The 24,141-nt window shown below is 63.5% G+C and carries 23 protein-coding genes; 16 read left to right on the top strand and 7 right to left on the bottom strand.

All coding sequences use genetic code 11. The annotated features are described in order from the left end of the window. Positions 1–6: 6 nt before the first annotated feature. From O3298_RS13370 to O3298_RS13355, 4 genes are all read right to left on the bottom strand, one after another. On the bottom strand, positions 7–534 hold the full coding sequence (locus tag O3298_RS13370; protein WP_099664125.1) for a hypothetical protein: 528 nt from the start codon (positions 532–534) through the stop codon (positions 7–9). Positions 535–597: 63 nt separating this feature from the next. Next, on the bottom strand, positions 598–990 hold the full coding sequence (locus O3298_RS13365; RefSeq protein ID WP_289898059.1) for a hypothetical protein: 393 nt from the start codon (positions 988–990) through the stop codon (positions 598–600). Between the two features lie 33 nt (positions 991–1,023). Then, entirely contained in the window at positions 1,024–1,473 is a 450-nt protein-coding gene (locus tag O3298_RS13360) for a hypothetical protein (protein ID WP_305059636.1), read from the bottom strand. Between the two features lie 186 nt (positions 1,474–1,659). After that, positions 1,660–2,394: a helix-turn-helix transcriptional regulator gene (locus O3298_RS13355; RefSeq protein ID WP_289915125.1), complete on the bottom strand. Its 735-nt coding sequence runs from the start codon at positions 2,392–2,394 to the stop codon at positions 1,660–1,662. A 291-nt stretch (positions 2,395–2,685) separates the two neighbouring features. On the opposite strand from O3298_RS13355, the gene O3298_RS13350 reads away from it, so the two are divergent. From O3298_RS13350 to O3298_RS13340, 3 genes are all read left to right on the top strand, one after another. After that, positions 2,686–3,024, top strand: a complete 339-nt coding sequence (locus O3298_RS13350) for a hypothetical protein (RefSeq protein ID WP_305059635.1) — start codon at positions 2,686–2,688, stop codon at positions 3,022–3,024. Between the two features lie 35 nt (positions 3,025–3,059). Continuing rightward, positions 3,060–3,563 carry a DUF3304 domain-containing protein gene (locus O3298_RS13345; RefSeq protein WP_305059634.1) on the top strand — a complete coding sequence of 168 codons (504 nt, stop codon included), beginning with the start codon at positions 3,060–3,062 and terminating at the stop codon, positions 3,561–3,563. Between the two features lie 68 nt (positions 3,564–3,631). Then, positions 3,632–4,129, top strand: a complete 498-nt coding sequence (locus tag O3298_RS13340; RefSeq protein WP_289915119.1) for a DUF3304 domain-containing protein — start codon at positions 3,632–3,634, stop codon at positions 4,127–4,129. Positions 4,130–4,134: 5 nt separating this feature from the next. On the opposite strand, the gene O3298_RS13335 is transcribed toward O3298_RS13340, so the two are convergent. Beyond that, complete coding sequence (locus O3298_RS13335; protein ID WP_305059633.1) at positions 4,135–4,617, bottom strand: hypothetical protein; 483 nt, start codon at positions 4,615–4,617, stop codon at positions 4,135–4,137. Positions 4,618–4,844: 227 nt separating this feature from the next. Between O3298_RS13335 and O3298_RS13330 the strand changes: the two genes are divergently transcribed. The 6 genes from O3298_RS13330 to O3298_RS13305 are packed head-to-tail and all read left to right on the top strand — an operon-like array spanning position 4,845 to position 12,628. Continuing rightward, positions 4,845–5,528: a VWA domain-containing protein gene (locus O3298_RS13330; RefSeq protein WP_077404035.1), complete on the top strand. Its 684-nt coding sequence runs from the start codon at positions 4,845–4,847 to the stop codon at positions 5,526–5,528. A gap of 14 nt (positions 5,529–5,542) precedes the next feature. After that, positions 5,543–6,301 (top strand): PP2C family serine/threonine-protein phosphatase, encoded by a 759-nt coding sequence (locus O3298_RS13325; protein WP_305059632.1) that lies wholly within the window; start codon positions 5,543–5,545, stop codon positions 6,299–6,301. Then, positions 6,298–8,661, top strand: coding sequence for a hypothetical protein (locus tag O3298_RS13320; RefSeq protein WP_305059631.1), 2,364 nt, complete (start codon positions 6,298–6,300; stop codon positions 8,659–8,661). The genes O3298_RS13325 and O3298_RS13320 overlap by 4 nt, the downstream gene beginning before the upstream one ends. Before the next feature lie 9 nt (positions 8,662–8,670). Continuing rightward, a complete protein-coding gene (locus tag O3298_RS13315) occupies positions 8,671–10,017 on the top strand; it encodes a toxin-antitoxin system YwqK family antitoxin (protein ID WP_305059630.1) in 1,347 nt (448 codons plus the stop codon). Then, a complete protein-coding gene (locus O3298_RS13310; protein WP_305059629.1) occupies positions 10,002–11,252 on the top strand; it encodes a toxin-antitoxin system YwqK family antitoxin in 1,251 nt (416 codons plus the stop codon). Before O3298_RS13315 ends, O3298_RS13310 begins: the two co-directional genes overlap by 16 nt. Before the next feature lie 11 nt (positions 11,253–11,263). Next, positions 11,264–12,628 carry a toxin-antitoxin system YwqK family antitoxin gene (locus O3298_RS13305; protein ID WP_305059628.1) on the top strand — a complete coding sequence of 455 codons (1,365 nt, stop codon included), beginning with the start codon at positions 11,264–11,266 and terminating at the stop codon, positions 12,626–12,628. A gap of 39 nt (positions 12,629–12,667) precedes the next feature. Here the strand turns inward: O3298_RS13305 and nadB are convergent, their stop codons facing one another. Further along, positions 12,668–14,281 carry an L-aspartate oxidase gene (nadB, locus tag O3298_RS13300; protein WP_099664111.1) on the bottom strand — a complete coding sequence of 538 codons (1,614 nt, stop codon included), beginning with the start codon at positions 14,279–14,281 and terminating at the stop codon, positions 12,668–12,670. A gap of 204 nt (positions 14,282–14,485) precedes the next feature. On the opposite strand from nadB, the gene O3298_RS13295 reads away from it, so the two are divergent. The 6 genes from O3298_RS13295 to O3298_RS13270 all read left to right on the top strand — a co-directional run bounded on the left by O3298_RS13295 (position 14,486) and on the right by O3298_RS13270 (position 21,591). Next, a complete protein-coding gene (locus O3298_RS13295) occupies positions 14,486–15,874 on the top strand; it encodes a TIGR03013 family XrtA/PEP-CTERM system glycosyltransferase (RefSeq protein WP_289909780.1) in 1,389 nt (462 codons plus the stop codon). Next, positions 15,871–17,922 carry an XrtA/PEP-CTERM system histidine kinase PrsK gene (gene prsK, locus O3298_RS13290; protein WP_305059627.1) on the top strand — a complete coding sequence of 684 codons (2,052 nt, stop codon included), beginning with the start codon at positions 15,871–15,873 and terminating at the stop codon, positions 17,920–17,922. Before O3298_RS13295 ends, prsK begins: the two co-directional genes overlap by 4 nt. 12 nt (positions 17,923–17,934) lie before the next feature. Next, positions 17,935–19,290, top strand: coding sequence for a PEP-CTERM-box response regulator transcription factor (gene prsR / locus O3298_RS13285; RefSeq protein ID WP_305059626.1), 1,356 nt, complete (start codon positions 17,935–17,937; stop codon positions 19,288–19,290). Positions 19,291–19,384: 94 nt separating this feature from the next. Next, a complete protein-coding gene (locus tag O3298_RS13280; RefSeq protein WP_289898046.1) occupies positions 19,385–19,828 on the top strand; it encodes a hemerythrin domain-containing protein in 444 nt (147 codons plus the stop codon). 35 nt (positions 19,829–19,863) lie between these two features. Continuing rightward, on the top strand, positions 19,864–20,802 hold the full coding sequence (locus O3298_RS13275) for a hypothetical protein (protein WP_305059625.1): 939 nt from the start codon (positions 19,864–19,866) through the stop codon (positions 20,800–20,802). 219 nt (positions 20,803–21,021) lie between these two features. After that, positions 21,022–21,591, top strand: a complete 570-nt coding sequence (locus O3298_RS13270) for a DUF1439 domain-containing protein (RefSeq protein ID WP_289915100.1) — start codon at positions 21,022–21,024, stop codon at positions 21,589–21,591. 4 nt (positions 21,592–21,595) lie between these two features. Here O3298_RS13270 and O3298_RS13265 read toward each other — a convergent pair whose 3' ends face one another. After that, positions 21,596–21,832: a hypothetical protein gene (locus O3298_RS13265; RefSeq protein ID WP_289905587.1), complete on the bottom strand. Its 237-nt coding sequence runs from the start codon at positions 21,830–21,832 to the stop codon at positions 21,596–21,598. Positions 21,833–22,073: 241 nt separating this feature from the next. Here O3298_RS13265 and O3298_RS13260 point away from each other — a divergent pair, with 241 nt between their 5' ends. Next, the gene (locus tag O3298_RS13260) at positions 22,074–24,122 is read left to right on the top strand and encodes a M13 family metallopeptidase (protein WP_305059624.1); all 2,049 of its coding nucleotides are present in this window, start codon (positions 22,074–22,076) and stop codon (positions 24,120–24,122) included. Positions 24,123–24,141 lie beyond the last annotated feature (19 nt).

Genomic DNA, 24,141 nt, shown 5'->3' with positions numbered 1-24,141 from the left:
GCTAGCTTAATCCTTGTCCCACCACGGCGGTGCGCTCTCCGACCTCGGGCATGCCATCTTCAATGGACTTATCTTGTAGCGGATCTCGATCACCTGCCCTTGGTGAAACGGACCGCGTATCCAGTCGCCGGAATTAAAGAGGTAGGACTTGCCATTGATGCAGCGTTCGGTCGGCAGGTCGCCGATGGGGCCGGTCGAACGCAGGGTGACGCGCACTTCGCCAGTGGCATCGAGCGGCGCGTCGGCGCTTGCATACAGTATATCGATGCCGACATCGCAGACAGTGGTGCTGCCTATCTTGCTGCAGTACTTGGTATACGTTTCCTGGCGCGCCATGACCATGTGATCTTCATGCCGCATCGGCTTGCCATCGTCAAAGGTAAAGCGCAGGATGACTTGCGTGGGCTCGCTGGCAGGATGGCGCGTGGTGCTGGTGCAGGCGGCGCTGACCAGGGCCAGCAAGGGCCAGGCCAGCAGGCGCAGGACGCGGCGCAGCAGCGCCGGGATCGGGTTGTTGCCGGATGGATGCTGCATGTAGCGTTACCATTTGTCTCATGAACGGGGCGCCGATCATAGCATGCACCGGCGGCGGTTCCGCTAGCACGCACCGCGATTCAATTCCTGCAACACCTTCTTGCACAGCACGCCATAGCCCACGCCCGTGCCCCGTTTGTGAGCGGCCAGGTCGTAGCCGGCGCTGATGTCGTCCCACGCCACGCTGCCGGGCAGGGGGCGCAAGTCGTCGTCCAGGTCCATCTCGAAATGAATGAAGTGGCCATCGGCGCTCAGCAGCTTGCCGTACACGGCGGGCATGCCGGGGCAGGCCAGTTTCAGGTCGAGCATGAGGGCCGTGCCCAGCGCCACGCCATGGCTGGCCGCGCACTGGCGCAAGGCGTCGGGCAGGGGGCGGGCGCGCCACCAAGCCGCCGTCTGCTTGATGGCGGCCTGGGTCAGCGCGTTTTGCTGTTGCACAGAATACTGTTTGCTCATGGCTGTCACCCATGCGGCATGCGGCTTGCCGCCCTAACGCGATGCCAGGCTCATGCTTTGCACATGGGCGGGCACAATTTCGCCGCTGGCCAGTTTTTCGGCCGGTACCCGCATCAGCACTTCGCCGCCCACGCTGCCGTCGTCGCGCAAGTCGATGCGCATGGCCAGCTGCTGGTCGAGCGCCACGAAGCTGTCGCTGCCGGTGGCGACGATGCGGTGTTCTTCCTGGTCATTGATGCGCGCGTACATGATGGCGCCGATGTTGCCCGCATTGCGCAGGTAGAGCACTTGCCCATTCGACAGCTCATAGCCGCCGCGGAACGGGGCAAAACTTTCCGCACTCATGAAATGTCTGTGTGCCGGCAATTCGATCGTTTGCAGGCGTCCGCCGGGAACGACGACGGTCTGGTTGTCGGGGAGCGTTTGCGCATTTGCCAGCAGGGCGCAGACGCCCAGGGTGCCGGCCAATATCCATGTTTTCATTTCTTTACCCATCCTTGAACTGTGGTGCCGTCCGCTGCCGGCGCGGCGATGTTGATGTGGGTGACAGGGAAACCGAACCGGCTGGTCCGCAAGCGCTGCTGTCACACTGGCAAGGCGCGGGCTGCCGGTCTTGCCAGTGTAGGCAGGCAACATGCGCCGCGCATCATCCGATCAGATGACACGGCCTCATGCATCGAGTACGGCCAGGTGCGCCGTGGCGCCGTGGATCAGGGCGATCAGCTCGCCCTGGCGCCGCGTATCCGTCTTTAAATAGGTGTGGTGCAGATGCGTCTTGACGGTGTTGACGCTGATGCCGCCCTGTTCGGCGATTTCTTCGATGGTGGCTCCCTGCGCCAGCGCCTTGCCCACTTGCGCCTCGGCTTGCGTCAAATCAAACAGTTGGCGCAAGGCAGGGACAGACGTGCACGTTTTCGTGGGGTCGCGCGCGATCAGCAGGGCGCAGGTGGGCTGGCAATCGGCAAGCGGGGTGACAGTCAGGGCCAGCGGCGCTTGCTGCTTGCGCGGCAGGCGCAGCGACTGGCATTGCGTAGCGCCACCGGCGCTGGCGATCACCAGGCGCACGGCGCGCACCAAGGCGGGCGGGGCCGCGTGTTCCAGTTGCGCCGCATGCAGGGCATGTCCGGCGGGGGTGGCGAAGCGCAAGGCGAGGTTGCCATCGAGCACCAGCACGGCCGCGCCCATGGCGTCGAGCGCCGCCAGCGCGCAGTGGCTGGCCAGTTGCGCCTCGCGCAAGCGTTGCTGCAGGCACAGTGCGCGTTGCAGATGCGGCAAGAGTTCCTGCCATTGCTGGCCGTTCAGTCCAGCGTTGTCGAGCTGCGGCCAGTCGCCCGTGCCGCAGGCCGAGTCGTACATGGCGCCGATCAGTTTGCCCACATCCGCGGTGACTGTCCCTGTGTGCATGCTTGCCCCCAATCCTGATTACATCAGTGTGCCGCAGGCGTGCAGGTGCGGAACTGGGTAAGGGCGGTGTTGCGCAGCGATCAGCCCCACCTTTGTGAGGAGGGGCAGGTCGCTGCCTTCTGTCCTGGGCAACTATCAAGATAGTACATGCGCGGCGCCACCGCAATGCGGCGCCGCCGATGCAATCGTGCTCCTGGATAAAAAATTCCCCGATATAATAAAAAATTATCAAAAATATAAATTCCAAGTATGGGGCGGGAGTCGCATGCCATTCACCTAGCGAAAGTTCTTATGCAACCAAGCCAGCCTTACCCGACGACCCTCCCGGCGCTGGCCCTGTGCGCGGCGCTGGCGTTTATTGGTGGCAACCCCATGGCGCAGGCTGCCGACAAGGCGGCGCCGCCCGCCTCCAGCGGTGCGCGGCAGGTCAAGGTCAAGCCTGCCGATACCGCCAACCTGGTCAGCCATCTGCGGCGCGTGATCACGGATGAAACGAATGACACGCCGCCGCGCGTGCTCAATGCTTTTGTTGCCAAATACCAGCAGCGCGCGCTCGATGCGGGAATCGATGACCTCGACCGGCAGACGCAAATAGGCAACCGTCGAGGCGTGACAACAATGCAGAATTGACAGCGTCATTCATACGCGATTGCCGAGGGCATCCCATGGTCAAGAATCTTTTTTCGATGAAAGCGGTGCTGATCGGCTTCCTGTGGCTGTTCACGGCCTTGCCGCACGCCGCACAGGGCAAGGAAAGCCGGGAGCTGACGGTGAATCTGAGCGGCTACAACCATACCGATCACGGGGTGGGAAGCTATGAGGTGACCTTGCAGAACGGCGCCACTGCGGGGGCGGGCTATCTGGACGCGGGCCAGGGCGGCGGCGGATTGACGTGCTGCCTTTCCATTCCCCGCGTGTGGCAAGCGGGAATGACGGCAAATATCGTCATGCATACCATCAAGAATGGCAAGGATATCCGCGTGGAACAAACCGTGCCGGTGCCGAAGTATGCTCCCGCCGATGCTGGCCGGTTCGTCGTGCATTTTCTGCGCAACGGCAAATACAAGGTGTTTGTCACCCGATACCTGCTCGGCCATCGGAAATACCCGCTTTCCGGAACAGAGGCACAATTGGAGCGCGGCGTTCCCATTGAAATTATCTGGGAGTGAAGACGCTGCGTGGCAGAGGTTGCATGCACATGAAATTCCCTGTCATAACTGGCTGGATTGAGGGCTAAATGATATTTTTCTCGAAAAGTAAATATGCCGCCTGCTTCGTGTGCATGGTCTTGTCGCTTTTGAATGCCGGCTGTGCGAGGAGTGAACGACAAATCGCCGTGAGCCTGACGGCCTACAACCATGGCGAGCATGGCGTCGGCAGTTATATGGTGACACTGGCCGATGGTTCGTCGGCGGAGGCCGGTTATCTTGCTCCTGGCGAGGGTGGCGGAGGAGACACTTGCTGCCTTTCGATACCGGCGGCATGGAAGCCGGGGATGCAGGCGGCCGTCGTCATGTATACGGTAAAAAACGGCAAGGATATCCGCGTGGAACAAACCGTGCCGGTGCCGAAGTATGCTCCCGCCGATGCGGGCCGGTTCGTCGTGCATTTTCTTCACGATGGCAGCTATAAAGTCTTCGTGACCAAATACTCGCTGGGGCATCGAAAATATCCGCTTTCCGGCAAGGAGGCGGAGCTGGAGCCGGGCGTGCCCTTGGAAATCATCTGGGAATAGTGCTGTTAACCTGCGGCTGTACGTCGCACACCGTCGGCTATCAGGCTTTGCAGCAGCATGCGCGATTTCGCGTCCGTGACGCGGACATCCTCTATCCTCGCGAGCAACTCGCCTGGATCAAATTTTTTAATTAATTTGCAATAATCTTCTGTTTCTCGCGGACAGAATTCGAGTTCCAGCAACGCAACGGTTTTTGCTGTCAAGACACGTCGCTGCCTCTCGGACAGCAGCTCGGCACGTTGCTTTAACGCCCTGGCGAAACCGCTCTTGATGAGTTTGCCGAAAGGCATGCCAGGATCTTTTGTCAGTATCTGGACGGCGACGCGCACGGCAGTGGCGTTGCCGTTGCGGATTTCCAGCGCCACCTGCCTGCACACCTGCGACAGCCGCAGCCCTGGATGCGCGATTGGCGGCCCAGCATCGTACGGGTCCAGTTTTTCTCCCAGGAATTCTTCCAGCGCTTCCAGGTTGGCGATCGGTGTCATCATCAAGTTTGCTTGTTTGGCCGTTGCCGGGCGACCTGAATGGCGCAGTGTACGAGGTTGTTGCTTTCAGAGCAAGTTTGCCTGGCGCGCGTTGGGGGAGGGGTGAAAAAATCCCTGAAAATTAGTACTTTGATAGCGCATGGCGCAATCCCAAGCAATCGGACGCATGGAAAACATATCCATAGGGTAAGCTTCGGGGCTAGGCTATTTCGCAACTCTATCAAAATTACATGACTTCCATAATGATCCCCGACGTCGCCCTGGTCGACAATACCGAACAACGCACGCCGCTGGTGCTCGTGCTGGACTGCTCCGGCAGCATGGATGGCGAACCCGTCTCGCTGCTGAACGAAGGCCTGGCCTTGCTGGAACAGGAATTGAAATCCGACGTGATCGCCGCCAAGCGCGTGCGCATCCTGGTGATTCAGTATGGCGCCCACGATGAGGCGGTCGTCGCCAGCAACTGGTGCGACGCCATGGATTTCACGGCGCCTCGTCTGGAAGCGAACGGCACGACGCCGACCGGCGCGGCCGTGGAACTGGCGCTGGCGGAAATCGAGCAGGAAAAGCAGCGTTTCCGCCAGGCAGGCGTGGCGTACACGCGGCCGTGGCTGTTTTTGATGTCGGACGGCGAACCGACGGACCGCTGGCAGCATGGTGCCGAACAGGCGCGCGCGGCCGAGCAGGCGAATAAAGTGGCGATCTTCCCCATCGCCGTGGGCGACCATGCAAATATCGATTCCTTGGGCGAATTCTCCAGCCGTGGCGAACGGGGCGTGAAGCAGCTGAAGGGCTTGCAGTTCCGCGAACTGTTCCTGTGGCTGAGCGCCAGCATGCAAGTGGTGTCGCAATCGCGTCCCGGTGCGCAGGCCCAGCTGGCCTCGACGGACGGCTGGTCGGTCGTGAATACGTGAAAGCCCGCTGATCCATGACTGCAGTACAGAATATCTGGCGCGTGTTCGGCGCCTCCGTCACGGGCAAGGCGCACCTGGATAAAGACATCGCTTGCCAGGATGCGCACGCGCACGCCGTCGTGAACGACGTGCTGGTCGCCATCGTCTGCGATGGCGCCGGTTCGGCCAAGCTCAGCGAGCAGGGCGCGCAGTTTGTTGCAACGCAAACCGTGCAGGCGCTGGCCGGACGGCTGGAGCAGGGCGCCACCGTGCAGGATTTGCATGACGGCGCGCTCGCGGGCACCCTGGCGCAGATCCGCGCCGCGCTGGACGACATCGCCCGCGCCGCCAACGCCACCCTCGACGACTACGCTGCCACCGTCGTCGGCGTGGTCATGGGGCAAGATACAGGCTTTTTCTTCCACCTGGGCGACGGCCTGGGCGTGGCGCAACTGGGCGATGGCGGCGAACTCATCTCGTTGCCCGCCAACGGCGAATACGCCAACGAAACATATTTCATCAGCGGCGAGCGCTGGCGTGAACAGCTGCGCCTGTTGCCGATTCCCCAGTCCGCGCGCGGCGTGGTGCTGATGTCGGATGGCTGCATGCCCTTTGCCATGAGCAAGAACAATGGGGGCTTGTACGCGCCGTTCATGGATGCCGTGCAAGGCTATCTGCGCACGGTCGAAAGTATCGAGCTGGGCAATACGGCGCTGGCGTCCACCCTGGCCGACCCGCGCACGCACCAGATCACGGGCGACGACAAGACCCTGCTGCTGGCCTTGCGCGCATGAGCCGGAAGCAAGGCGTGACACCCGGCCTGAGTCCGGGTGGAAAAATATGGCTGGATAAAGTGCGCAGTTTGATCCTGGGCAAACTCGTCAAGAGCGGCGGCGCGGGCAGCGTGTACCTGTTGCCGGGCGCGCCCGCGCAGGTTGCCAAGCTATACCACCCGCACCTGGACCGGGCCGCCAACCGGCGCAAGCTCGAAGCGATGCTGGAATTGTCGCCCGAGCTGCCCGATCAAGTGGAAAACGGCAAGCGCTACGTCCAGATCGCCTGGCCGCAAGCGGCCGTGTTCGATGGCCAGGGCGGCTTTGCCGGTTTCGTCATGCCCTTGCTGGACATGGCGCAGACGGCCGAGCTGGAACAGATCATGCAGGAGCGCCAGGCGCGCGCGGCAGGATTGCCCACGGGACTCGGTCCCAAGCTGACCCTGGCCGCCAACCTGGCCGCCGTCATCGATGCGCTGCACCAGCAGCAGCATTACGTGGTCGATCTGAAACCCGTGAACCTGCGCTTTTACCGCGATTCGCTGTACATCGCCATGCTCGATTGCGACGGCTTCAGCATCCAGGGCCATGCGGAGCGATTTCCTGCCGAGCAATTCACGGCCGACTACCTGGCGCCGGAATTCCAGCGCAAGGGCATGTCGGCGGGCACGGAAATGGCGCAAGACCGCTTCGCCCTGGCCGTCATCATCTTCCAGTTGCTCAACTTCGGCATCCACCCGTACAGCGGGCGGCCCGGCAATGCGCAAGTGGCGACCGACATTCCCGGCCGCATCCGCGACGGCTGCTACGCGTACGGCGTGAAGCGCCACAAGCAGCTGGCGCCGAACGCCACCAGCGGCCATGCGCTGATGCCGCCCGAATTGCGCGCCATGTTCGACCGCGCGTTTTCCCAGTCGCCGAAAACCCAGCGGCCCGCGGCGGCCGACTGGGCGCAGTTGCTGCGCGGCTATGCGCAGCGCAGCGGGGGCAAGCTCGTCGTGTGTGCCGCGCATCCCGAACACCAGCATTTTGCGGGCCTGGGCTGTGCGGCCTGCGCGCGCGACAAGGTCATCGGTGCGGCCGCGCAAGCGTCCGTGCAGGCGCAGCAGATGCAACTGCAACAGCCGCCGCAGCGCAGCGCGCGCCGCACGGCGCCGGGGCAGGCGCCCGTCGCCATTCCCGCTGCGAACTGGGCCGGCAATGTGGCCGGCAATGTGGCGGGCAACGCGGGCGGCGGCATCACGGGCAAGGGCTGGGCCGTGGTGGTGCTCTTGATCGTGCTGTTCCTGATCGGCTTTACGGCCTGGACCTCGTCGTCCGATGAAGTCAAGGACAAGGCCAACTTGCAGGCGCAAGCCGACCAGGCGGCTGGCCTGGAAGTATTTCGCTGGCGCCCGCGCAAGGCGACAGGTTTCCAGCCGTCCGATGCGCGCAAGGCCGTGCGCAGCCTGTCGCAAGCCGTCACCAAGGGCGACGATGACGCCGTCACGCGCGGCTTGCAACTGCTGTACCGGGCCGGCGAAGAAAAGCAGTCCGGCTACGGCGGCGACCGCACGCAGGCGCAGCTGCGCGCCTCGTTGCTGGAAGGCCTGGGCTGGGTGCCCGGCTATCAGCCGGCGCTGGTCGCCAACTATCTTGATCTGCTGCAAGCGAACCCGCGCGACCATCTGGTGGCGGCGGCCATGGGCCGCATGCACCTGAGCGTGAACGAACCGCAGGCGGCGCGCCAGTACTTCGAGCAAGCCGTGTGGGCGCGCCCGACCGATGGCACGGCCTGGCTGGGCATCGCGGCTGCTGCACAGCTGCGCGGCGGCGACGAGCGCGACGCCGTCAATCTGGTGGCGCTGGCGCGGTTGACGGCTTACCGTTATGCCGTGCAGAACGCCTTGCCGGCCGACCCGGGCGAGCCGGCCGACAATGGCGTCGCGCGCACGATGCAGCGCATGGACCTGACCGCCAGGGTGTTGCGCCTGGCCCAACCGGGCGCCTACCAGAAACGCTGGGACAAGACGCTGGCCGATGGCGTGCTGCTGGCGCAAAAACTCCAGGCCATGCCGCCGCTGCGTGACCAGGTCGGCGGCGTGCAGCGCGAGACGATGACGACGGTCGATTACGGCGTGCTCGATGCAAAGCACGCGACGGGCGAAAACCGCTTGATCCTGTCGATTGCCGCCGATGGCAGCCTGACGCTTGCGACAGCGGAATTGCCGATGGAACCCATGCTCAACAAGGCGCTGCTCGATAGCGTGCAGCGCTGGACCTATCTGCCGGCCGTGCAGCACGGTCAATTGATGGATGCCAAGGTGGTGGTGCTGGTGCGTTACCGCGATGGCCGGGTCAGCTTCGTGCCGGGCGGTATAGCCGTCACGGCGGAAAATTAAAGGAATAGCATGAAAATCAAGACGATATGCGCCGTGCTGGGCGCTTCCTTGCTGTATTCAGCCATGGCGCAGGCGGAAATCGTGCAGCGCCTGGTGGTGACAGCGATGGCCAGCGAGCCGGATAGCGAAGGCGGCGATGTGTTCACTATTGCCGGCTCGACGGCCTGCGGCGGCAAGCAGATACGCATGGATGCGCGCTCGGTGAACCTCGACGAGGCGCCGTACGAGGCGCTGAAAGTCCGGCTGGCTGAACGCATGCGCGCCAGGACGCCCATGCTCGTCACCGTGAAAAAATGCCCGGAGGATGCGAGCGTGCCCATCGTGCGCCAGATCGCCGCCTGCACGCCGGCCGCCTGCGCCGATGGCCGGGCGCGACTGTACCTGCACGAGCGTTTCTACCCCGTCGAGCGGGAAAACGCGCCGAACGTGCTGCTGTTGCCCTTGCCGAAAGGCAAGCTGCCGGGCACGTGGAAGGTGGAGATTGTCAGCGTGGCAGGCGGCAAGCTGCGCCTGTCGGGCCAGGTCAACCGCGCCGATTATGCGCAGGGCGAGCTGGTGGGCGGCTATGTCACGTATTACCCGGATGGAAAAATCGAGAAACAGGTGGCGCAGGATGGACAGGGACGGCAGGATGGCGTCACCAGCCTGTATCGCGCGGATGGCAGCCTGGAATCGCGTGGCAACTGGCGCCATGGTTTGCCGGAAGGCACGCACCAGCAATATCACGCCACGGGCCACCTGCGCGAGGCCAGCGTGTACCGTAACGGACAGCGCGTGGACGGCCCCGTGCAGACGTTTGACGCGAATGGCAAGCTGAGTACCAGTTACGTGCTGCGCGATGGCCGCATGGAAGGCGAACTGCTCTCGTATTTCCCGGATGGAAAAGTAGCCGGCCGCACGCAAGTGAGCAAGGGCAAGTTCAATGGCCGCAGCGCGGAATACTATCCCGATGGCGCCGTGCGCGCCACCATGAGGCAGGTCAACGATTTGCCGGTCGGGGAAGCGCTGGAGTTCTATCCCGACGGCAAGGTGCAATCCCGCCAGCAATATGGCGACGAAGGCGGGCTGCTCAGCGTCCGGCGCTACAGCCCCCAGGGCGTGCTGGTGCTGGAAAGACGGTGGGATGCGCAATTGCGCGAGCAGGGCACGTCGCGCTCGTGGTATGAAAATGGCAAGCCCGAGCAAGCCATCGAGTACGTAAACGACCGGCGCGACGGCTGGAGCCGCAGCTGGCACGAGGATGGCAGCTTGAAGGGCGAGTGCGAGTATCTGGCCGGCAAGGCCCAGGGTGACTGCGGCGAAGCGCCGCCGGCGCCGGAACTGCAGCGCAAGGAGCAAGCATGGCGCGCACTTTGAAACATTTGTTTGGCGCCATGCTGCTGTTGCCGGCGCTGGTCCACGCCGAGATCGTGCAGCGGCAAGTGGTCACGGCGATCACGGCCGCGCCCGGCGGCGGCGATATCCTGACCGTGGACGAGGACACGGGGTGTGGCGGCAGGCAGCTGCGCATGGAGGAAGGGGAGCTGGCAAAGGGGGATGCGTATGCAGCGTTGAGGGCCACGCTGGCCAGGCGTATCCGCGACAAGACGCCGATGCTCGTCACATTGGCCCGGTGTCCGGTGGGCGCGACAGGCGATGCGGCCCTTCCGCTGGTGCGCAAGCTGGCGGCTTGCCAGCCCGGTGCTTGCGCCGATGGCAAGGCGCGCCTGTACCTGGATGAACATCTGGTCCCGCAAGAAAAACGGCTGGCACCTTATATGCTGGTGTTGCCCTTGCAGCCAGGAAAATTACCCGGTGCGTGGCAGGTGGAGATTGTTCACGCAGTGGATGAGCAGAAACCGCGTATGTCGGCCCAGTTCGATGCCGCCGATTTTGTGTCGGGCAAGCCGGTGGGCGGCTATACCGCCTATTACGACGATGGCAAGATCGAAAAGCAGGTGGGACTGGATGCGCAGGGCCGCAAGGATGGCTTGAGCAGCAGCTTCTATCCCGATGGTCTCCCGGAAACACGCGGTGCATGGCGTCACGGTCTGCAAGAGGGCGTGCATGAAACGTTTCATGCTACGGGGAAGCTTTTGGAAGCGTTCACCTACCGCGACGGCATGCAGGTCGACGGGCCGTTCGAGGCGTTTGACGAGGATGGCAATCTGGTTGCGCGCCAAACCTTGCGGAACGGCAAGCTGGACGGTGAAATCATTACCTTTTTCCCTGATGGCAAGGTTGCCAGCCGTGCGCAAGCCGGCGATGGCATGCTCAACGGCCTGTGCACCGAATACTATCCCGATGGCAGCGTACGCAGCACGGTCACGCGAGTCAATGATAAGGCCACCGGCGATGCTCTCGAATATCACCCGAATGGAAAACTGGCCAGCAAGCTCACATACGGCGATGACGGCAAGCGGCGCAGCGCCCGCAGCTTCAATGAGCAGGGCGTGCTGATCCTTGAAGAAGCGTGGGATCCACAGGAGCGCCTGCAGGGGACGATCCGCGCATGGCATGACGATGGCAGCGTGAAAAGCGAATGCCTGTACGTGGCCGGCAAGGCCCAGGGCGAATGCGGAGTGGCGCAGCCATCTCCGGAAACATTATGAAAGGAGCAAGCATGGCGCGCACTGAATTGAAACGCCTGCTTGGCGCCATGCTGCTGTTGCCGGCGCTGGCCCATGCCGAGATCGTGCAGCGGCAAGTGGTCACGGCGATCACGGCCGCGCCCGGCGGCGGCGATATCCTGACCGTGGACGAGGACACGGGCTGCGGCGGCAGGCAGCTGCGCATGGATGCGGCGTCGGTCGGACTGAACGAGGAACAGTATGGCGTCATGAAGGCAGAACTGGCCAACATGATACGCGACAGGAATCCCTTGCTCGTGCGCCTGCGCGCCTGCCCGGTACCAGATCAGGCCAAGGCCGAGGCCATTCCCGTCATCCACATGCTGCGCGGTTGCGATGCGCACTGTGCCGACGGCAAGGCGCGGCTCTACCTGAACCACAACCTGTCGCGCGGCGAGGTGATGGAAGAGGCGCGCTATGCGCTGGTCCTGCCGCTGCCGCCCGGCAAGACGCCCGGCACCTGGCAAGTCGCGATCTATCATGTGCGCGAAGGCGAACCGAAGCGGCTGATTGGCCATGTCAACGCTCCCGATTACCTGCGCGGCAAGCTGGTGGGCAACTACAGCATGTATTACCCGCATGGACAAGTCGAGATGCAGATGGAGCGGGATGGGCGCGGCGTGCAGGAGGGTGTGCAGACTCTGTATTACCCGGAAGGCAAGGTTTCCATGCGTATCACGTGGCGCAATGGCGTGCAGGACGGGGAGGAGCAGACTTATCACCAGAATGGCAAGCAGATCGCGTCGCGCACCTACCGCAACGGCGCCCGCGCCGATGGTGTGATGGAAACGTTCGACGAGGACGGCAAGCTGAAAACGCGCACGACCCAGGTCAAGGGCCGGACGGATGGCGAATTGTTGCGGTTCTATCCGGACGGCGCCGTGGAAAGCCGCAGCCAGCATGACAACGGCGTCATGACGGGACCGAGCATCGGATATTTTCCGGATGGCAAGGTGCAGCGCACTGCCAACTACGTTGACGGCAAGCCTGTCGGCGAGAGCGTCGAATATTACCCGGACGGCAAAGTCGCCAGCAAGCGCACGCACATCGATCACTTTGTGTTGCGTAGCGAACAACGCTTCAGCCGGGCCGGCGTATTGATCGTGCACAAACTATGGAACGCGGGCGGCCGCGAGGAGGGCGCCTTGCGTTCCTGGTATGCCGACGGCAAGCCGAGGCAGCTGATCGAATACGTGGATGGCGAGCGCCAGGGCTGGACCCGGCACTGGCGGGAAGATGGCAGCGTGGAAAGCGAATGCCGCTATGTGGCGGACGAGCCGCAGGGCGCATGCACGGGCGAGTCGGCCAAGATGTCGTACACGGAGGATGGGATCGAGTTTGAGATGCCGGAAGAATAATGCGCGCCGGTACCAGTCCGGCGCGCATTCCAGCCGCGGTTAGCGGTGCGGCGGCGTCAACACACTCGCTATCGCCTTCGGTAACGTTTCCGGATAATCGCGGCTGAAGTGCAGGCCGCGGCTTTCGCGGCGGGACAGGGCGCTGTTGACGATCATCGAGGCCACGTCGACGAGGTTGCGCAGTTCCAGCAAATCGTGGGTGATGCGGAAGTTGCGGTAGTACTCGTCGATTTCTTCCTTCAGCAGGGCGATGCGGTGCTGGGCCCGCTCCAGGCGCTTGGTCGTGCGCACGATGCCTACGTAATTCCACATGAAGCGGCGCAGCTCGTCCCAGTTGTGGGAAATCACCACTTCCTCATCCGCATCCGTGACCCGGCTTTCATCCCAGTCGGGCAGGTATGGCGTGCCCAGCTTTTCCTTGCTTTCGATGTCTTGCGCGCAGGCGCGGCCGATGACGATGCATTCCAGCAAGGAATTCGACGCGAGGCGGTTCGCGCCATGCAAGCCCGTGCACGCCGTCTCGCCCACGGCGTACAGGCCCGGCAGGTCGGCGCGGCCGGACAGGTCCGTCACGACGCCGCCGCACGTGTAGTGGGCGGCGGGCACGATGGGAATCGGCTGCTTGGTGATGTCGATGCCTAGTTCCAGGCAGCGCGCGTAGATGGTGGGGAAGTGTTCGATGAGGAATTCGGCCGGCTTGTGGCTGATGTCCAGGTGCACGTAATCGAGGCCCCGTTTCTTGATCTCGAAGTCGATGGCGCGCGCCACCACGTCGCGCGGCGCCAATTCGGCCCGCTCGTCGTGGGCCAGCATGAAGCGCGTGCCAGCCGCCGCGCCCGCTTCGGGCGGCAGCTTCAGCAAGCCCCCTTCGCCACGGATGGCTTCGGTGATCAGGAAGGATTTTGCGTACGGGTGGTACAGGCAGGTGGGGTGGAACTGGATGAATTCCATGTTCGACACGCGGCAGCCGGCGCGCCAGGCCATGGCGATGCCGTCGCCGCTGGCCGTGTCCGGGTTGGTGGTATATAAATACACCTTGCCGGCGCCGCCCGTCGCCAGCACGGTGTGCTCGGCGGCAAAGGTGAGGACTTTCCCCGTTTGCTCATCCTGCACATACAGGCCGTGGCAATGCGGTTGCGCGTTGCGCTGGGCCGGCTTCATGCCCAGCTTGTCGGAAGTGATCAGGTCGATCGCGCAATGGTGTTCGAACAGGCTGATGTTCGGGTGGGCGCGCACCTTTTCTTCCAGCGTGACTTGCACGGCGTGCCCGGTGGCATCGGCCGCGTGGATGATGCGGCGCTGGCTGTGGCCGCCTTCGCGGGTCAGGTGGAAACCCAGTTCGGCCGTGGCGTCGCGCGTAAACGGCACGCCTTGCTCGATCAGCCATTCGATGGCTTCGCGGCCGTGCTCGACGATGTAGCGCGTGGCGCTCTCGTCGCACAGGCCGCCGCCCGCGATCAGGGTGTCTTCGATGTGCTGCTGGTGGCTGTCGCCCGAGTCCAGCACGGCCGCGATCCCGCCTTGCGCCCAGTTGCTGGCGCCATCGAGCAGCGCGCGTTTGGAAATGATCGCGACGGTGCGCGTCTCAGCTAAATGCAGTGCAACCGATAAACCCGCCAGGCCACTGCCGACAATCGCTACATCAAATTTCATGACATTTATCTTTTTTCAGGGGAAGCATACTATAGTCCATTTCACATCAATCGGTAATGTGTTGAGATAAATTCTGCCGGTGAAAGATAGCTGGGGCCGTAGCTTGTGGCGTATCAATGTCCTCGTGGAACAGTTCGCCATGATGGCAGGAGAGCAGCAGGCCGCCATGAGCGCGGCGTGTCGCCTTTGCCGCAGGAGGCCCCCATGATCCGCATCTTCAGCCATTACGTCTCGAAAACAGCGTTTATCTTGCTGTTGCTGGAAATCCTGATCCTGCTGCTGTCGGCCACCCTGACGTCGCTGCTGTGGCTGGCGGATGGCAGCCGCCTCGTGCGGGCGAGCGAGGTGTATTTGTCGTCCTCGATCTTTGCCCTGGTCATCGTTTTCAGCATGAGCGCGCTGGGCATGTACCAGCACCGCTCGCGCGAAGACATCCGCAACACCTTGCTGCGCATCCTGCCGTCGTTCGCGCTGGGTTTTGCCGTGCTCAGCGTCTTGATCCGCTTTATTCCTTCCTTGCATTTCGGGCGCGGCAGCGTGCTGATCTTCGGCCTGGGCGCCATCGGCGTGCTGCTGGCGCGCCTGGTGGTGTTCAAATCCTCGCAATCGGCGCTGATGGAAGGACGGCTGATCCTGGTGGGCGGCGGGGCGCTGGCGCGCGAATGCATGGACTTGGCGGCGAGCAAGATCGGTTTCCACCAGTTTACCGTCGTCGGCTGCATCGATGTGGCTGGCGAGCAATGCTGCGTACCGGCTTCGGCCTTGCTGCCGGCGGAACCGTCGCTGCTGGCCATGGCCCAGCGCCATGCGGCGCATGAAATCGTCGTTTCCGTCAGCGACCGGCGCAATGGTGCGTTTCCTGCCAAGCAACTACTGGAATGCGCGCTGGGCGGCGTGAAAGTGATCGACGCGGCCACGTTTTTCGAGCGCGAAGCGTGCCAGATCCGCATCGATTCCTTGCAACCGAGCTATCTGATCTATGGCGGCGGCTTCGACCAGAGTTTTTTCCGCGCCGCCTCGAAGCGGCTGTTCGACCTGGCCGCCAGCGGCGTCATCTGCCTGGCGGCGCTGCCCGTGATGCTGGCGACGGCCGTGTGCATCCGCCTGGAAGACGGCGGCCCCGTGTTTTACCAGCAAGAGCGGGTGGGACGCGACGGCTTGCCCTTCAATGTGCTGAAATTTCGCAGCATGCGCTGCGATGCGGAGCGCGATGGCAAGCCCATCTGGGCGCTGGACAACGATGCGCGCATCACGCGCGTGGGCAAGCTGATCCGCAAGCTTCGTATCGACGAGCTGCCGCAGATGCTCAATGTGTTTCGCGGCGAGATGAGTTTCGTGGGGCCGCGCCCCGAGCGCGCCTACTTTGTCGAGCAATTGAAGCAGCAGGTACCGTACTACAACATTCGTCACAGCATCAAACCGGGTATCACGGGCCTGGCGCAGGTGCGCTATCAATATGGCGCCTCCGTCGACGATGCCGTCAAAAAACTGCAATACGATCTGTATTATGTGAAAAACAATAGCCTGTTCCTCGACTTGCTGATCTTGCTCGACACGGTGCAGGTGGTGCTGTTTGGCAAGGGCAGCCGATGATGCGGGCGCAGTCGGACTGGCTGGCGGCGGCCGATGCGGCGGCCCTCAGCCATGGCCTGGCGTCGCTGGCCTTCTTCGTGCTGGCGCTGCTGCTCATCAGCAACTGGCGCGCGCGGCAAAACGTGCGCGCCTTGCTGGTCGCCTGCCTGGCGACAGGTGGCTGGGCGACGGGTACGGTCGTGCTGGTGCTGCTGGGGCAGCGCGCGGCGCTGGCCGGTGATGCGCTGGAACTGCTGCGCACCCTGGCCTGGCTGGTGTTCTTGCTGCTGCTGATCGAACCGGCGCGGCCCCGTTTGCGCCTGGTGCTGGCCGGCATCGCCCTCACGGCGCTGGCGCCCTGGCTGCTCTCCATGGCCTCGTCCTGGCTGGCGCTGCCTTTGCCGGCGCGATTCATCGCCAGTGTCTGCCGTTTGCTGCTGGCCGTGCTGGGCATGTTGCTGGTGGAACAGTGGTACCGCAATACGCCGCCCTTGAAACGCTGGGGCATCAAGTTTGCGTGCCTCGGTGTCGGCGGCCTGTTCGCCTATGATTTCTATCTGTACAGCGACGCCTTGCTGTTTCGCGCGGTCAACGATGACATCTGGGCTGCGCGCGGCATCGTCGACGCCCTGTGCGCGCCGCTGCTGGCTGTCTCGGCCGCGCGCAATCCGGGCTGGGCGCTGGGCTTGTCCGTGTCGCGCCAGATGCTGTACCGCTCGGCCGCCTTGCTGGGCTCGGCCATCTATTTGCTGGCCATGGCGGCCAGCGCCTACTATTTGCGCTACTTCGGCGGCACCTGGGGTTCCTTGATGCAAATGGCTTACCTGGGCGGCGCGGCCTTGCTGCTGGCGGGCGTGCTGTTTTCGGGCAGCTTGCGCGCCAAGCTGAAGGTGACGATCAACAAGCATTTCTACAATGCCATCTTCGATTACCGCGAGGAGTGGCTGCGATTTACGCGCGCGCTGTCCGAAGACGGGCCGGACCTGGGCGAACGCACGATACAGGCCATGGCACAGCTGGTGGAAAGCCGCGCCGGCGCGCTGTGGATCTTGCGCGAGCAGGGCCAGTTCGCGCCGGCCGCCAGCTGGAACTGGCCGCCGGGCACGTGGAGCGAGCCGGCGTCCGGCCCCCTGTGCCAGTTCCTGGAAGCAAGACAATGGGTGATCGACGTGCCCGACTGGGTGCAGAATCCGGACCAGTACGGCGGCTTGCCTCTGCCGCCCGCGCTGCTGGCGCTGCCCGACGTGTGGCTGCTGGTGCCCTTGATGCTGCATGGCCAGCTGTTCGCCTTTGTCGCGCTGGCGCGGCCCCGTACGCGCATCGGCTTGAACTGGGAAATCCGCGACGTGCTGAAAATTGCCGGCAGCCAAGCCGCCAGCTACCTGGCGCACCGCGAATCGCTCGCCACCCTGACAGTGGCGCGCCAGTTCGATTCGTTCAACCGCATGTCCACCTTCATCGTGCACGATCTCAAGAATTTGGTGTTCCAGCTGTCGCTGCTACTGAGCAATGCGGAAAAGCACCGCGCCAATCCCGCCTTCCAGGAAGACATGCTGGGCACTTTGGACCATTCCGTGCAGAAAATGAAGACCTTGCTGCAGAAACTGGCGCGCGGCGAAGCGCCGGAAGCACCGGCGCCGCTGCTGCTGGACGGCTTGCTGCGCCAGGCCGTGGCGGCCAAGGCCAGCCTGGCGCCGGCCCCGTGCCTGGAAATCGTCGATGGCGAACTGACGGTGCTGGCCAACCGCGCGCGGCTGGAGCGGGTGCTGGGCCATTTGATCCAGAACGCCATCGAGGCCACGGCCAGCGACGGCAAGGTGGCCGTGCGCTTGCGGCGCGTGCAGCATACGGCCGTCGTCGAGCTCGACGATACGGGGCAGGGCATGAGCGAACAGTTCATCCGCGAACGTTTATTCACACCGTTCGACACGACCAAGACGGCGGGCATGGGCATCGGCGTGTTCGAAAGCCGCGAATACCTGCGCGAAGTGGGCGGCAGCCTGGAAGTGCGCAGCGAGCCGCAAGTGGGCACGACGTTTCGCGTGATCTTGCCGCTGCATGCGGCATAGCAAAGGAGTGCCATGGGCAAACAAAAACTGCTGGTCATCGAAGACGATCCCGGCCTGCAAAAGCAGTTGCACTGGAGCTTTGACGGTTACGACGTCTTGCTGGCGGGCGAGCGCGAGGCGGCGCTGGCGCTCGTGCGGCGCCACCAGCCGGCCGTGGTGACGATGGACCTGGGCTTGCCGCCCGACCCGGACGGTGCCACGGAAGGCCTGGCCACCCTGCAGCAAATCCTCGCGCTGGCGCCGGACACGAAAGTCATCATCCTCTCGGGCAACCAGGAGCGCGCACATGCCTTGAAGGCCATCGCGCTGGGCGCCTACGATTTCCACCAGAAACCGTTCGAGGCCGACATGCTGGGCCTGGTCATCGCGCGCGCGTTTTACTTGCACGCGATGCAGCAGGAAAACCGCCGCATGCTGCAGACGCAGGCCGATTCTCCCCTGGCCGGCATCGTCAGCCGCGATCCAGGCATGCTGAAACTGTGCCGCAACGTGGAAAAAGTGGCTCCCTCGTCGGCCAGCGTGATGCTGCTGGGCGATTCGGGCAGCGGCAAGGAGTTGATCGCGCGGGGATTGCATGCGCTGTCGAGCCGCCATGCGCAGCGTTTCGTTGCCATCAATTGCGCGGCCATCCCGGAAAACCTGCTGGAAAGCGAGCTGTTCGGCTATGAGCGGGGCGCGTTCACGGGCGCGGCGCGGCAAACCCTGGGCAAGATCGAACTGGCCCACGGCGGCACTTTCTTTCTCGATGAAATCGGCGACATGCCGATGCCGCTGCAGGCGAAATTGCTGCGCTTCCTGCAGGAGCGGGTCATCGAAAGGGTAGGCGGGCGCGCCGAGATCGCCGTCGACGTGCGCATCGTCTACGCCACGCACCAGGACCTGAAGGTGCTGGCGGAACAGGGACGTTTCCGCGAAGACTTGTTTTACCGCCTCAGCGAAATCGTCTTGCGCATTCCGCCCTTGCGCGAGCGGGCCGGCGATTGCACCTTGCTGGCGCAGCATTTCAAGAACAAATTCTGCGCCAGCGAGGGCCGCAGCAACCTGCATTTCAGCGCGGGCGCGCTGCAGCTGATCGAAAGCTATGGCTGGCCCGGCAATGTGCGCGAAGTGGAAAACTGCATCAAGCGGGCCGTCATCATGTGCGACGGGCCGCAGATCGCCGCCGACGACCTGGGCTTGCCCGCCAGCGCCCGGGCGGCGCCCCCGGACGAGCCGCTGAACCTGCGCCAGGCCCGCGAAGGGGCCGAATACAAGGTGATGGTGCGCGCGCTGGCGCGGGCCGACGGCAATATCGCCAAGGCGGCCGAGCTGCTGGGCGTGAGCCGGCCCACCCTGTACGACCTGATGGGCCACCACGGCATCAAGTAGGCGAATGTATTAAAAATCAAGATTGTGTAAGGCGTCGCACATACGCTGGCGCCGCCGTGGCGCATCCTTGCCTCATCCACAACGAGGAGGCGCCATGAACGCGATCAGTTTATTGATGCAGGACCATAAGGCCGTGAAGGCTTTGTTTGCACAATATGAAGGCTTGAGCGACCGCTCATTTGCCACCAAGAAAAAGCTGGCCGATCAGATCTGTCAGGAATTGACCGTGCACACGCAGCTGGAAGAAGAAATCTTTTACCCGGCCGTGCGCCGCCCCATCCACGATGGCGATCTGATGGATGAAGCCGTCGTCGAGCACGCGAGCGCCAAGGAACTCATCGCGCAGATCGAAGCGATGGACCCTGCCGACGACCTGTACGACGCCAAGGTCAAGGTGCTGTCCGAACAGATCGAGCACCACGTCAAGGAAGAAGAGGGCGACATGTTTCCCAAGGTGCGCCACACGGCCGTCGACCTCGATGCGCTGGGCAAGGAAATGGCCGCGCGCAAGGAACAGCTGACGGGCGTCGCCGCCTGAACGGCTTAAACAATCAACAACCAAGGGAGTATTCCATGCAAGCTACACAACTGTCCGTCTCGGACTTGAACAATCCGGGCGTCTCCTGGGGCGCCGTGCTGGCGGGCGCTGCTGCGGCGGCCGCCTTGTCCTTCATCCTGCTGATCCTCGGCGTGGGCCTGGGCCTGTCGTCCGTGTCGCCGTGGTCGTTCAATGCGACGGCCATCGGCGTGTCGACCATCGCCTGGCTGGCCTTCATGCAACTGGCCGCGTCCGGCATCGGCGGCTACATGGCGGGCCGTCTGCGCGTGAAATGGAGCTCCATCCATACCGATGAAGTGCATTTCCGCGATACGGCGCACGGTTTGCTGGCCTGGGCCGTGGCCACCCTGATCACCGTGGCCGTGCTGGCCGGCGGCACGCGGGCCGTGCTGAGCGGCGCTATCGATGCGGGCAGCGGCGTGGCGGCTGCCATTGCCCCCGCAGCGGCAGCGGGCGCAGGTGCTGCTGGCGCTGCAAGCGCCAAGCAAGGCGAGGGCAGCGGCGCCAATCCGCTCGACTATTTTTCCGACATGCTGCTGCGCGCCGCCCCGGCACCGGCCGCGACTGCTGCGCCAGCGGTAACGAACCCAGGCGTGACGGTCGCCGACCAGCGTTTTGAAATCGGCAAGATCTTCGCCACCGGCCTGTCCACGGGCAGCCTGGCCGCCGATGACCGCGCCTACCTGGGCCAGGTCGTGGCCAGCCGCACGGGCTTGACGCAGGCTGAAGCGGAAGCGCGCGTCGACGCCGTCTACGCCCGCGCCGCCAAGGCTGCCGCAGACGCCAAGGCGCAGGCACAGCAAGCGGCCGAAGCGGCCCGCAAGGCCGGCGCCCACACGGCGCTGTGGATGTTCGTCGCCTTGCTGCTGGGTGCTTTCGTGGCCAGCCTGGCCGCAACGTTTGGCGGCCGCCAGCGCGACCATGAGCGCGTGCTGCGCCATGTGACCATTTAATTCACCGATTTAATCCACCAATTCAATCCAGGAGACTGCCATGCGTTCCATCCTCTTGCTGTTGCTGGGCATTCCATTGCCCATCGTTATACTGATCGCCCTGTTCGTGCGCTGACACGGCAAACATAGGAACCGGCGCCCGCTGCAAGGTGGGCGCCGGTTTTTGCGTGAAAGCGGGCGCATGTGTAATATGGCGCCATCTTTCCACCGAGACTATCCATGAACGTGACCGCCTTTCGTCCCTTGCTGAAAACCGCCGCCATCGCCGCCTTGGCTTGCAGCGTGCTGGCCGCGTGCTCCACCCTGATCGGCCCGCGCGACGTGAATGTGTCGCTGAGCAAGATGCAGCAAGGCCTGGAGCGCCGCTTTCCCATCGATAAACGGGTGCTGTCCGTGCTGGACGTCAAGCTGACGCATCCGCAATTGTCGCTGCAGCCCGAGCGCGAAAGAGTCGCCCTCAGCGTGGACGCCAGCGTCTTGCCGCCATTCATACGCCAAAGCTGGCGCGGCAGCCTGGCCATGTCGGGCCGCCTCGTGCTCGACGCCCAGCGCAACGCCGTCTACCTGAGCGAAGCGAGCGTGGACAAGGTGACCATCGACGGCATGGACGAGTCGCAGCAGCGCCAGTTCGCCAAGGTGGCCAGCCTGGTGGCCGACCAGCTCATGCATGAAACGCCGATCTATACGTTCAAACCCGACGAATTGCGCTATGCGGGCGTGCAATTCGTGCCCACGCAGATCCGGACTACGGGCAACGGGTTGACGGTGACGTTCGAGCCGGTGAAATAAAAGGCTAGGCCTGGAACGCGGGCGTGGTGATTTGCGTGGCCGTGTTGTTGCGCGGTGTCGCCTCTTCATGGAACAGGTCCGCCAGGTATTCGCACAACGCATCGCCTTGAATATCGTCGGGAATGATGAAATCGGCGGGCCTGCGCTTGCCTTCCGCGCCGAGATAGAAGGCGCGCCATGCTCCTTGTTGGCCCCGGACGGCAATCAGCGTGCCGAAAATATTGAATCTGCATTCCTGCATCAAACTTCTCCAGTCCAAGAGCCAGGCAAAAAAGGTGGTGAGCGACAGGTATGGCTATTGCTAGATGGTAACATTTGCTGATCATCGGCGCGGGCGCGAGGCGTGCTGCAGCGAACATCGGATCACCGGGATTGTTCAACCGACATTGTTTCCCCACAAGCATGCCGACTATAATCCGGCCTCTCATGCCTGGATACAGCATGTTCCCCAACATGAAGTCAAAACAATTAAAGGAATCTTCGTGAAACGTTCGCTTATCAGCGCCGCCTGCTGCGCCTTGTTCGCCTTGTCTTCGCCGTCGCTGCACGCCCAGCAAGGCGCTACCGCCGCCGCACCCGTCTCCGGCATCGACCTGAAAACCCTGGACCCTGCCGTCAGCCCCCGTGACGACTTCTACGGCTACGTCAACGGCGTGTGGACCCGCAATACGGACATCCCGGCCGACAAATCCGTCTGGGGCACGTACATTGAATTGCGCGAAATCGCGCAGGGCCAGTTGCGCGGCCTGATCGACGCCACCGTCAAGAACCCCGGCAAGCCCGGCAGCGAGGCGCACAAGATCGCCGACCTGTACACGAGTTTCATGAACGACAAGGCGCGCAATGCGGCCGGCTTCAAGCCGCTGCGCGCCGAGCTGGCCCGCGTGGCTGGCGTGAAAGACAAGAAAGACTTGCCGGCGCTGTTCGCTTACCTGCAGGGCAATGGCGTTGCCACGCCATTTTCCGCCTACGTGGCGCCCGATGCGCAAGACCCCGAGCGCTACACGGTCAACATCAGCCAGTCCGGCCTGGGCTTGCCTGACCGCGATTACTACCTGAAGGATGACGACGCCAAGCTGCAAGCCGTGCGCGCCAAATACCTCAAGCACGTCGAAACCATGCTGGCCATGAGCGGCGACAAGGCCGCTGCCGCGCACGCGGCGCAAATCCTCGACCTCGAAACGCGCCTGGCGGCGGTGCAGTGGACGCGCGTGCAGATGCGCGACCCCGTCAAATCGTACAACCGCGTCGATTTCGACAAATTCGCGGCGCTGGCGCCGGCCTTCGACTGGAACGCCTACTTTACGGCTGCCGGCCTGGCGCCGAAAGCCGCCTCGGCCGTGGTGCGCCAGCCCAGCTTCATGACAGGTTTTGCCGAGACCGTGGCCACCGTGCCGCTGGAAGCGTGGAAAAGCTACCTGAACTGGCGCATCATCGAAAGCTATGCCTCCTACCTGGACAGCGCCGCCGTCAAGGAACGCTTTGCCTTCGACGGCACGGTGCTGCGCGGCGTGCCGCAAAGCGAACCGCAGTGGCAGCTGGCGCTGCGCTTCACGGATAACGCCATCAGCGACGCCGTCGGCAAGCGCTACGTGGAAATGTATTTGCCGCCGGAAACGCGGCCCCGCGTGATGGCCATGTTCGACAATTTCGTCGCCTCGTTCAAGGATGGCATCGAGCAGCTGGACTGGATGGGCCCGGAAACCAAGAAGGAAGCCCAGCTCAAGCTGGCCGCCCTGAAGCCGAAGATCGCGTATCCCGCTACCTGGCGCGACTACGGCAGCATGAAGACGCAGCCGAACGACTTGATCGCCAACGTGCGCGCTGCGCGCGCGTGGAGCCGCCAGCAAAACCTGGCCAAGCTGGGCAAGCCGGTGGACCGCGACGAATGGTCGATGACGCCGCAAACCGTCAACGCCAGCTACAGCCCGGCCCTCAACGCCATCACGATCCCGGCCGCCATTTTGCAGCCGCCGTTCTTCAACGTGAAAGCGGAAGACGCCGTCAATTACGGCTTGCTCGGCATCACCTTCGGCCATGAAATCAGCCATGCCTTCGACGATTCGGGCAGCCAATATGACGCCAAGGGCCGTCTGCGCAACTGGTGGACGGCGGAGGACCGCGCGGCCTTCAAGGCGCTGGCGGCCGGGCTCGTCAAGCAATACGGCGCCTACAGCCCCGTGCCTGGCTACCACATCAATGGCGAGCTGACCCTGGGCGAAAACATCGGCGACAATTCCGGCCTGTCGATCACCTACAAGGCGTATCAGCGTTCGCTCGGCGGCAAGCCGTCGCCCGTCATCGATGGCTTGACGGGCGAACAGCGCCTGTACATCGGCTTTGCGCAGAAATGGCGCGCGAAATTGCGTCCGGAAGCGGCCATCGCGCAGATCAAGAGCGACCCCCATTCGCCGGGCGAATTCCGCGCCAAGGGCACGGTCAAGAATCAGCCCGGCTTTTACGAAGCGTTCGGCATCAAGCCGGGCGACCCGATGTATCTGCCGCCCGAGCAGCGCGTGATCATGTGGTAATCAGCTAGGGTAGCCGGGC

It is taken from the genome of Janthinobacterium sp. SUN137 (assembly GCF_030587265.1).
Taxonomy (GTDB): domain Bacteria; phylum Pseudomonadota; class Gammaproteobacteria; order Burkholderiales; family Burkholderiaceae_D; genus Janthinobacterium; species Janthinobacterium kumbetense.
Note: the sequence above shows the minus strand (reverse complement) of the source record. Positions and strands in the feature narration are given on the sequence as shown.